We start from the raw sequence: 2743 nt of genomic DNA on the forward strand, positions 1-2743 counted from the left end.
TGCCTGTCCCGCCCCCGGGAACCCAGGAGATTATGCGGAACCAGGCTTCAACAGGCCATAACCGGTCACACGCACCACGATGGAAAGGGAGGCCCCACCACGGCCCCGGAGTCCCAGGAGGTGTTCATGACGCAGGACGTCAGCGCCCGCCCCAGCGGGCCTGCGCCCGGCCCCGTGCCCGGTCGGGGGAGCAATGGGCACCCTCCTGGCGGCGTGCTGGTCTCGATCGGCGCGCTGCTCCTCGGCATGCTGCTCGCCGCCCTCGACCAGACGATCGTCTCCACGGCCCTGCCCACGATCGTCAGCGAACTCGGGGGCATGGACCACCTGTCCTGGGTGGTCACCGCGTACATGCTGGCCTCCACGGCCGCGACCCCGCTCTGGGGCAAGCTCGGTGACCAGTACGGCCGGAAGAAGCTGTTTCAGACCGCGATCGTCATCTTTCTGATCGGTTCCGCGCTCTGCGGCATGGCGCAGAACATGCCGCAGCTCATCGGCTTCCGCGCGCTCCAGGGCCTCGGCGGCGGCGGGCTCATGGTGCTCTCCATGGCGATCGTGGGGGACCTGGTCTCCCCGCGTGAGCGCGGCAAGTACCAGGGTCTGTTCGGCGCGGTCTTCGGCGCGACCAGCGTGCTCGGGCCGCTGCTCGGCGGACTCTTCACCGAGCACCTGAGCTGGCGCTGGGTCTTCTACGTCAACCTGCCCATCGGCGTCATCGCCCTGGTCGTGATCGCCACCACGCTGCACATCCCGGTCCGCGAGACCAAGCACACCATCGACTACCTGGGCACCTTCCTGATCGCCTCCGTCGCGACCTGTCTGGTTCTGGTCGCCTCGCTCGGCGGCACCACCTGGGCGTGGGCGTCGCCGCAGATCATCGGGCTCGCGGTGCTCGGCGTGGTGCTCGCCGTGGCCTTCGTGGCGGTGGAGCGCCGGGCGGCGGAACCGGTCCTGCCGCTGAAGCTCTTCCGTATCCGCACCTTCACGCTCGCCGCCGTCATCAGCTTCATCGTGGGCTTCGCGATGTTCGGGGCGATGACGTATCTGCCGACGTTCCTCCAGGTCGTGCAGGGGGTCTCGCCGACCATGTCGGGTGTGCACATGCTGCCGATGGTGGTCGGCATGCTCCTGTCGACGACGGTCTCCGGGCAGATCGTCAGCCGTACGGGCCGCTGGAAGGTCTTCCCGGTGGCGGGCACGGCGGTCACGGCGCTCGGTCTGTTCCTGCTGCACCAGCTCGACGAGCACAGCGGCACGCCCGTGATGAGCGCCTTCTTCTTCGTCTTCGGCCTCGGCCTCGGCCTGGTCATGCAGGTGCTCGTGCTCATCGTGCAGAACGCCGTCGACTACCAGGACCTGGGCGTGGCGACATCCGGTGCGACCTTCTTCCGCTCGATCGGCGCCTCCTTCGGCGTGGCGATCTTCGGCACGATCTTCACCAACCGCCTCGGCGACCAGCTGACCGACGCCCTCGCGGGCCGGCGACTGCCGCCCGGCGTCAGCGTGGCCGCCCTGGAGGCCGACCCACGCGGGATCGCGCGGCTCCCGGCGGCGCTGCGCCCCGACGCGCTGCACGCCTACGCCTCCGCCATCACGGACGTCTTCCTCTACGCGGTGCCGGTGGCGCTGCTCGCCTTCGTCCTCGCCTGGTTCCTGCGCGAGGACCCGCTGCGCGGCTCGGTCACGGCGCCCGACCAGACGCAGACGCTGGCCAGCAACCCCGTCGAGCGTTCGTCGTACGACGAGGTGGCGCGGGCGCTCTCGGTGCTCGGCACGCGCGAGGGCCGCAGGAAGGTCTACGAGCAGCTCACCGAGCGCGCGGGCTACGACCTGCTGCCCGCGTCGAGCTGGCTGCTCCTGCGCATCGCGCGGCACGGCACGGTCGAGCCCGGCGCGCTGGCCGAACGGACCACGGTCCCGCTCTCCGTCATCACGGCGGCGGCCCGCCAGGTCGAGGAGCGGCGCCTCGCCGAACGGCGCGGCCTGGAGATGACCCTCACCGACAGCGGCCGGACGGTCGCGGGCAGGCTGGCCAAGGCCCGTGAGGAGTCGCTGTCCGAGCTGCTCGGCGACTGGTGGGGCCCGGAGCGCCCGACCGACCTGGTCCGCCTGGTGGAGGAGCTGAGCGCGGAGCTGTGCGGCTCGGAGTCGGAGCGTCCGCAGGGGGGCGGGGCCACGGTGGTACGGGCGGCGTAGCGGCGGGCGGCCCGGCCGCCCGGGGCCCGTTCAGAGTTGCTTGCCGTACCAGTGCTCGGCGTACGCGCGCTCGCCGTACGGCTCGATCTCCGCGTACCCGTGCCGGGTGTACAGCGCGCGGGCCTCCACGAGGTCGCTGCGGGTGTCGAGGATGATCCGTCCCGCGCCGAGCGCGCGGGCCGCGTCCTCGGCGGCGGCGAGGAGCAGCGGGGCGCCGCCCCTGCCGCGCAAGTCCGCGCGGAGGAAGACCCGCGTCAGCTCCCCGGTCCCGGCGTCCAGGAGCCGCACCCCCGCCGTACCGGCCGGTTCACCGTCGCACCACGCGACGAGCAGCGCACCGCCCGGCGGCGCGAGATCGGCCCCGCTCTCGGCGGCGACCTCCCGCTCCAGCTCGGCGGGGTCGGTGGGCCGCCCTTCGTGGCGCAGGTACCAGCGGTCGCTGACCTCGGTGTAGTACGCGCGCCAGAGCGCGGCGGCGACCTCGGAGGCGTACGGCTCGGGAGCGATGGTCTAGGAGCCGGTGGCGGCAGCGGCGGAAGCGGCGTTC

At 72.3% G+C, this 2743-nt stretch carries 2 protein-coding genes; one reads left to right on the forward strand and one right to left on the reverse strand.

Going from position 1 to position 2743, the window contains the following annotated elements; genetic code table 11:
- Nucleotides 1-126: 126 nt before the first annotated feature.
- Nucleotides 127-2196 (forward strand): MFS transporter, encoded by a 2070-nt coding sequence (locus AB8Z36_RS36800; RefSeq protein ID WP_369217736.1) that lies wholly within the window; start codon nt 127-129, stop codon nt 2194-2196.
- Nucleotides 2197-2226: 30 nt separating this feature from the next.
- Here AB8Z36_RS36800 and AB8Z36_RS36805 read toward each other — a convergent pair whose 3' ends face one another.
- Nucleotides 2227-2703, reverse strand: coding sequence for a GNAT family N-acetyltransferase (locus AB8Z36_RS36805; RefSeq protein ID WP_369217737.1), 477 nt, complete (start codon nt 2701-2703; stop codon nt 2227-2229).
- Nucleotides 2704-2743 lie beyond the last annotated feature (40 nt).

The sequence above is a fragment of the Streptomyces flavofungini genome (genome assembly GCF_041028215.1).
GTDB lineage: Bacteria > Actinomycetota > Actinomycetes > Streptomycetales > Streptomycetaceae > Streptomyces > Streptomyces flavofungini_B.